We start from the raw sequence: 6,418 nt of genomic DNA, 5'->3' as shown, positions 1-6,418 counted from the left end.
TCCAAGGTTTCAACCCCGATGGCATCAAGCATTGCCCTTTCATCTTTATCTGTATTTGGGATATATGGAAACATGCTATTCCTCCTCGCTAATATGAGCCTCGTATTCGGCTGAATCCATCAACTCGTCAAGCTCTGACAGGTCCGCGATTTCTATTTTTACTATCCAGTTTTCGTAGCAGTCAACATTTATTAGCCCAGGTTCGTCCTCAAGTGATTCATTGATTTCTATTACGGTTCCTCCTACAGGAAGGTAGGTATCCGATGCCGCCTTTACTGATTCGATAGCCCCAAAAGCCTCTCCTCTGTCAAACGATTCTTCTTCCTCCGGCAAATCAACAAATACGATGTCTCCCAAGGCATGTTGGGCGTAATCCGAAATGCCTATTGTACCAACATTCCCCTTTACGCTGATCCATTCGTGCTCCTTCGTGTAGTAATACCCCTCCATAATTTTCATAACTATTTCCTCCTTGGATTTTTTATGGGTTAGCTTGTCATGTTTACAATTTGCCTTGTCGCAAGTCTTCGGTTTTATGATTATTTCTTGTATTTCTTTTGATAAAAACGTTTGCTAATTATTTCGGCAGCAACCTTTTTCTTTCTTATTCCAATATCTATCGTTCCGCCCATAGTTGCATATTCTGCGCTTATTAGCCCTAGCCCTATACTTTTCTTGAGCGTAGGAGAATAATAACCGGTAGTAACATACCCAATCTCCTTATCTCCAGATAATATTTTATATTCATGTCTCGGAATGCCTCTTCCCTTCATTTCAAAACCTACCGTCTTTCGTTTAAGCCCGTCCTCTTTCTGTTTTGCAAGGGCATCCCTTCCAATAAAATCAGTATCAAGTTTTACGAAATATCCAAGTCCCGCTTCGAGTGGCGAAATGTCAGCTCCGAGTTCGTTTCCATAAAGCGGAAGTGCCGCTTCAAACCTCAATGTATCTCTGCATCCCAGTCCTACAGGTTTTAATCCGTCAACAGCTCCAACCTCAAAAAGCTTTTCCCATATGTAAACCGCTTTATCCGGTTTGACATAGACTTCAAATCCATCCTCCCCTGTATACCCGGTTCTCGAAATGAGACAATTCACCCCTGCTATTTCAATATCTCTGGCGCAATAGAAAAAACCAACTTCATCTAAGTTCTTATCCGTAAGCTTTTGAAGTATTGTTTGAGCATGCGGTCCTTGAATCGCCAATTCTGCCGTTTCGTTAGAAAGGTCTGTAAACACCATGTCATAGCCTTGACTCTGCTTAATCATCCATGCGATATCCTTTTCGACATTTCCGGCATTTATTACTATGAAATAATAATCTTCAGCAAATCTATACACCAGAAGGTCATCAACAATGCCTCCATCTTCATAGCACATCATCGCATAAAGAATTTTGTTGTCTTCGAGCAAAGAAACATCATTGGTCACAAGGTTTTGCACAAACTTGAAAGCATCGGGCCCCTTGACAGTCACCTCTCCCATATGTGAAACATCGAAAAGCCCTGCGGCATTTCTTACGGCCTCGTGTTCCGGAATGAGCCCCTCGAACTCCACAGGAAGAGCCCAGCCCGAATAGTCGACCACCTTGCCCCCATACTTTTCAAAGACATCGAAAAGTGGCGTTTTCCTTGAATTAGTTAAATCCATACATAACCCTCCTTTATTATTGTGCAGTGCTCAACTTGCAGCTTTTCATGATACTTGTCTCTAACATCAATCTTTTCATCTTTTTCTTTATTTTTTTTGCTTGCTACTAACGAAACTTTTGTGTTCTGTTTTTATCATTTGCTTTCTACTTTCTACTTTCTACTTTCTACTTTCCTCTTTCCACTTTCTTATACCCAAATCCATTGGTGCTGCAACTACTTTATACTTTTGCTTTAGATAATTTTCAGTTGCATTCTACAATCCTCCACTCTCAAAAAAACAAAAACAGAGAGCGCCTATACCTGCGCCTCTGTTCTTTTACCTGAGAGTTTTTTGTTTCCTGTTTTGCCCCTTCGGTGCCGCCTGTAGCGGTCTCTCCAGAGTCTCGTCCGTCAGCGGTCATCTTTGTTTCTCATACAAAACAACTCCCGCCATCATCATCCGATACCATTATTCACTTTTCATTTATATTATACTTGTCTTCATCTCTAACTTTCAACAATTGATAATATTATGTCAGATAATTCAATCTATTGATTCCCCGGAAGAGGGTATTTAAGCCATTTTAAGCATTCTCAATATGAGTTTTTATTTAAAATCTAATCGCTTCGAGACACATATTGTTATATTAATAATTTTTATGAGAAGTATATTGTATACGATGAATTTCCATGCTATAATGATTTTAGTTTTTCTACTGCATACAATTGTTTTTCAAATAGACACAGAAAGGTGCGATTACATGTCAAGCAAATATCTATTGATCGACAAAGAAATTCTTCCAGATATCTTTGAAAGAGTCATAACGGCAAAAAGGCTTATCCAAACCGGGCAAGTCAAGGGGATAACAGGCGCAGTAAAAGCCGTCGACATAAGCAGAAGCTCCTTCTACAAGTACAAGGATTATGTGTTCACTTTTTCGGAAAGGGCCGATGGAAAAAAAGTGACCATAGCAGTGCTTCTTTCACACGAAGCCGGAATCTTGTCAAATATTTTAAACAAGATTGCAGAATGCAAGGGAAATATATTGACGATAAACCAAAACATACCAATAAATCAAGTCGCCAATGTTACTCTCACATTCGATATCAATCAAATGGAAATGGAATTCGACGAACTGACTGAGCAGATAAGAAAAATGGACGGCGTCATAAAACTGAACTTGTTGGCAATGGAATAGAAACGGAGGATACAGATGAATAATATAAAGATAGCAATACTCGGAGTAGGAAATGTAGGATCAGGTGTATGGAAAATACTCCACAAGAATCAAAGAAAGGTTGACTCGTATCTCGGCAGAAGCATAGATATAAAGAAGGTTCTGGTAAACAATGTAAACAAGAAAAGGGATATCGATATCCCTGCCGATATTCTTACAGAAGACTTTGCGGAGATACTCGAAAACAAGGATATACAGGTTGTAGTAGAACTAATCGGTGGTCTTGAGCCCGCCTACAGCTACATAAAGGCAGCTCTCAAAAACAAAAAACATGTTGTTACCGCCAACAAGGCCGTAATAGCAACCTACGGAAAAGAGCTTCGCGAATTAGCCGATGAGAATGAAGTAGAAATAAGATACGAGGCCAGCGTTGGGGGCGGCATACCAATAATAAACACTTTGATTCAAAGCCTTTCGGCCAATAAGTTCGACGAAATTATTGGTATAGTGAACGGCACCACAAACTATATACTGACACAGATGACTGCAGAGGGAATGGATTTTGACGAGGCGCTTAAACTGGCTCAGGAAAAAGGCTTTGCCGAAAGCGACCCAACTTCGGACATTGAGGGCGAGGACGCCGCTTTCAAGCTTTCCATTTTAAGCTATATAGCCTTCGGAATCGAAGTTTCTCCCCAGGATATCCCGCGGGAAGGGATATCCAAGATATCAAGGGAAGACATTGAATACGCAAAGCAATTGGGCTACACAATCAAACTTCTGGCAACCGCAAGAAAAAACGAGAAGACCTTCGAGTGCCATGTGCACCCTGTGCTGCTTAAGAAGGATCATCCCCTTTCAAGCGTCAACAACGAATTTAACGCATTGTACGTTAGAGGGAATGCGGTTGGAGAATTGATGCTCTATGGAAAAGGTGCAGGATCGATGCCCACGGGAAGCGCCGTTCTTGGAGATGTAATGGAAATAGGAAAACGCATATCTGAAAAACCGTCAGTATCCCATGCCAATAAAAATGAGTACATATCTTCTCTTGAATCAGTAGGAGAGGGTCTGAGTGAATACTATATCAGGTTCCAGGTAAAGGATCAGCCCGGAGTGTTGGGAAATATAGCTACAATCATGGGCGAATATGGAATAAGTCTCCAGTCAGTAGTGCAAAGGGGCAAGCCCGGAGAGAAATTAGTTCCGCTTGTTTTCATAACCCACGAAGTGAGTAGAAAAAACCTAAACAGCGCTCTTGAAAAAATAAAAGCTTCCGATGCAATTGAAGAAGTTGCTTCAATAATAAAGGTCAGAAGATAATAAAAAGTGGAAAGTAGCAAGTAGTAAGTAGTAAGTAGTAAGTAGTAAGTAGTAAGTAGTAAGTAGTAAGTAGAAAAAAAGATTTAAAAACAAAAGAAAAAACAATAACCTATCATTTTGAACTTAAGTACTTTGCATTTGTTTCCACTTGCTACTTTCTTCTTGAAACTTAAAAGCCAACCCCAAGAAATTTCTCTCCCGGGGTTGGTTTTTTATTTGTTACATTTCAAGTTCTTCTTGGAACGGTTTTATTGAATCTTCCAGATAATCCTCGATTACGTTTTGAATGTTTTCATCTTTTAGGATTACCGATATTTCAATTCTTCGGTTTTGAGCCCTTGCCGCATCGGATGAACCCGCTGCTATCGGTCTAAATTCGGAATATGCGCTAGCCGCAAAGTATCTTCCGTATTGATTCTCCAGAGTGGGATTCACACCCATCATATAGTTAAGCACCGCAGACGCCCTTTTAGATGAAAGATCCCTGTTGTACTCAGAGGAACCCAGATTGTCCGTATGGCCCTGAATGCTTATTGCATCAATGTTAGCCCTTGTACCCGAATCTTTCAATACATTTTCAAATGCCTCCGCCAGCTTGCCAAGAACTTGCTGGCCTTCCGGTTTTATATCGTATTTGTTATAGTCGAATACCAATCCTTCGTTAATGACAATATTCCCGTTGTCGGCGATTGAAACAAGTTCCTGTCCGGATTGATTTTCAATCCCAAGCTCCTCTTCAATTGATGTCTTGACCTTGGTTAATACATCAAGCCTTAGAAGCGCTATGCCTTGAAGTTTGGACCTTAGGTCTCCCAATTCTTGATTGCTTGCCGCAATTATTTCCCTTTGGTCTTCAATCTGCTGTTCCGAGAGCTTAAGGGCAATTTCTCCATCCTCTACTTCCGCAAGAACATCGTCCAAATCATCCTTCAAAAGCCTTAGCTTCTTCTCCGCTCGGCTTATTTGTATGTTTGATGCCTCAAGCCTGCTCTGGGTATCTATAAGTTGCTCTTTAGCGAACTCCAGGTTCTTTCCTGTAATGATATTCTGTATAAAAGCCAACAGCATCAAGAAGAAAAGTATCAGAGCGATTGTTGAAATCATGTCGGTGAAGGCCGGCCAAAAGTTATCTTCTTCATCGTTTTTTTTAAAATTCCTTTTTCTTATTGCTTGCATGATTTGCCCGCCTCCCATCTATTTGCCGCTTGCCACCCTCAAGGTGTCAACCGTTTCCTTCAGTTCATCTGTATTCTTTTTCATGTCGTCCGAAAAATCCGAAAAACTAAGGCTCATCCTTTGAATGTTGTTTTTAAGATGATAGTTGAATTCCGAAAAATCCCTCGTGTTTTCCGAAAAATTATTCAGTGATTTATCGAACTTATCTACCGCCCCATAAAGAGCTTCTGCGGATTGTCCTATACCATCAGTTGCCGTAAGTATCCTGTACCCAACCTCTCCAGCCAAGTCCCTGAAGCTTTTTTCCACTTTTTCTCCGAATCCGTCTATTGCACTTTGCATACGATCGTTCGCTTTCATTATTTCCGTTTCCGGGCGCTTTATCAAAACCTTGCCAAGGCCGTTGTCAAGAAATTCCTCAATTTCAACCATCAGCTCCATTCTTGAGTCTTCAACAGAATAGAATACATTTGTTACGGTTATTATAACCGAAGACACAATGCCGAAAAGGGAAGTAACAAATGCTACCGACATTCCCTTTACTGAATTAATTAACCCATCTACGATTGAATCAACATTCTCTAGTGCCTGGCCACTACCATTCAATGTGAGAAGCTCAACCAATTTTCCTATTGAAAGAGTCAGTCCGTAGAATGTCCCAAGCAAACCTAAAATAATCATCAGAGAAACCGATTTTTTTACGAAACGCTCTCCCAGCTGAAGTTTCTTTAAATCAAAGTTGAAATTCTTCTCTATTATTGCCTGCGTGTTTACGGTGTCCGGATTTCTAGACGCCGCCGCTCTGAAATCATCGACAATATGATTTAATACTTCATTGTCAAACTTTGGATTGTCAAAAGATTTATTGATTCCGAAATCCTTTGCCAAGGCCTTGTATTTCCTTTTCACTGTTACTGATGACGCAAACGCAAAGATCAATATGCCAATTATAGCCACTACGATTACTATGGCCACTGGATTAAGTTGTCCTGTAAAATTTAACATGTTTTTTTCCTCCTTGAATGTTTGATATACATATCTTACCACCGTAAAGACACAAATAATTATTTATGAATCGATTGTAACCGTATGTTTCAATTTTGTAATAGAT

General features: G+C 40.2%; 6 protein-coding genes and 1 riboswitch. Of the genes, 2 read left to right on the top strand and 4 right to left on the bottom strand.

All coding sequences use genetic code 11. The features are described from left to right. Positions 1-75: 75 nt before the first annotated feature. Positions 76-459 carry a glycine cleavage system protein GcvH gene (gene gcvH, locus JJE29_08960; GenBank protein MBK5252744.1) on the bottom strand — a complete coding sequence of 128 codons (384 nt, stop codon included), beginning with the start codon at positions 457-459 and terminating at the stop codon, positions 76-78. 80 nt (positions 460-539) lie between these two features. Beyond that, positions 540-1,649: a glycine cleavage system aminomethyltransferase GcvT gene (gene gcvT, locus JJE29_08955; GenBank protein ID MBK5252743.1), complete on the bottom strand. Its 1,110-nt coding sequence runs from the start codon at positions 1,647-1,649 to the stop codon at positions 540-542. A 300-nt stretch (positions 1,650-1,949) separates the two neighbouring features. Then, a riboswitch (glycine riboswitch) is annotated at positions 1,950-2,040 on the bottom strand. A 351-nt stretch (positions 2,041-2,391) separates the two neighbouring features. Between gcvT and JJE29_08950 the strand changes: the two genes are divergently transcribed. Further along, positions 2,392-2,829 (top strand): ACT domain-containing protein, encoded by a 438-nt coding sequence (locus JJE29_08950; GenBank protein MBK5252742.1) that lies wholly within the window; start codon positions 2,392-2,394, stop codon positions 2,827-2,829. 15 nt (positions 2,830-2,844) lie between these two features. Further along, the gene (locus JJE29_08945; protein MBK5252741.1) at positions 2,845-4,131 is read left to right on the top strand and encodes a homoserine dehydrogenase; all 1,287 of its coding nucleotides are present in this window, start codon (positions 2,845-2,847) and stop codon (positions 4,129-4,131) included. A gap of 219 nt (positions 4,132-4,350) precedes the next feature. Here JJE29_08945 and JJE29_08940 read toward each other — a convergent pair whose 3' ends face one another. Both JJE29_08940 and JJE29_08935 read right to left on the bottom strand, forming a co-directional pair. Then, positions 4,351-5,307, bottom strand: a complete 957-nt coding sequence (locus JJE29_08940) for an OmpA family protein (GenBank protein MBK5252740.1) — start codon at positions 5,305-5,307, stop codon at positions 4,351-4,353. Between the two features lie 18 nt (positions 5,308-5,325). Further along, complete coding sequence (locus JJE29_08935; GenBank protein MBK5252739.1) at positions 5,326-6,312, bottom strand: MotA/TolQ/ExbB proton channel family protein; 987 nt, start codon at positions 6,310-6,312, stop codon at positions 5,326-5,328. Positions 6,313-6,418 lie beyond the last annotated feature (106 nt).

Source organism: Peptostreptococcaceae bacterium (assembly GCA_016649995.1).
In the GTDB taxonomy this organism is placed as follows: Bacteria; Bacillota; Clostridia; order Peptostreptococcales; family BM714; genus BM714.
Note: the sequence above shows the minus strand (reverse complement) of the source record. Positions and strands in the feature narration are given on the sequence as shown.

What these genes read in the sequence shown, in the direction of transcription:
- gcvH (MBK5252744.1), bottom strand. Translation starts at nt 459, where the DNA reads ATGAAAATTATGGAGGGGTATTACTACACGAAGGAGCACGAATGGATC.
- gcvT (MBK5252743.1), bottom strand. Translation starts at nt 1,649, where the DNA reads ATGGATTTAACTAATTCAAGGAAAACGCCACTTTTCGATGTCTTTGAA.
- JJE29_08950 (MBK5252742.1), top strand. Translation starts at nt 2,392, where the DNA reads ATGTCAAGCAAATATCTATTGATCGACAAAGAAATTCTTCCAGATATC.
- JJE29_08945 (MBK5252741.1), top strand. Translation starts at nt 2,845, where the DNA reads ATGAATAATATAAAGATAGCAATACTCGGAGTAGGAAATGTAGGATCA.
- JJE29_08940 (MBK5252740.1), bottom strand. Translation starts at nt 5,307, where the DNA reads ATGCAAGCAATAAGAAAAAGGAATTTTAAAAAAAACGATGAAGAAGAT.
- JJE29_08935 (MBK5252739.1), bottom strand. Translation starts at nt 6,312, where the DNA reads ATGTTAAATTTTACAGGACAACTTAATCCAGTGGCCATAGTAATCGTA.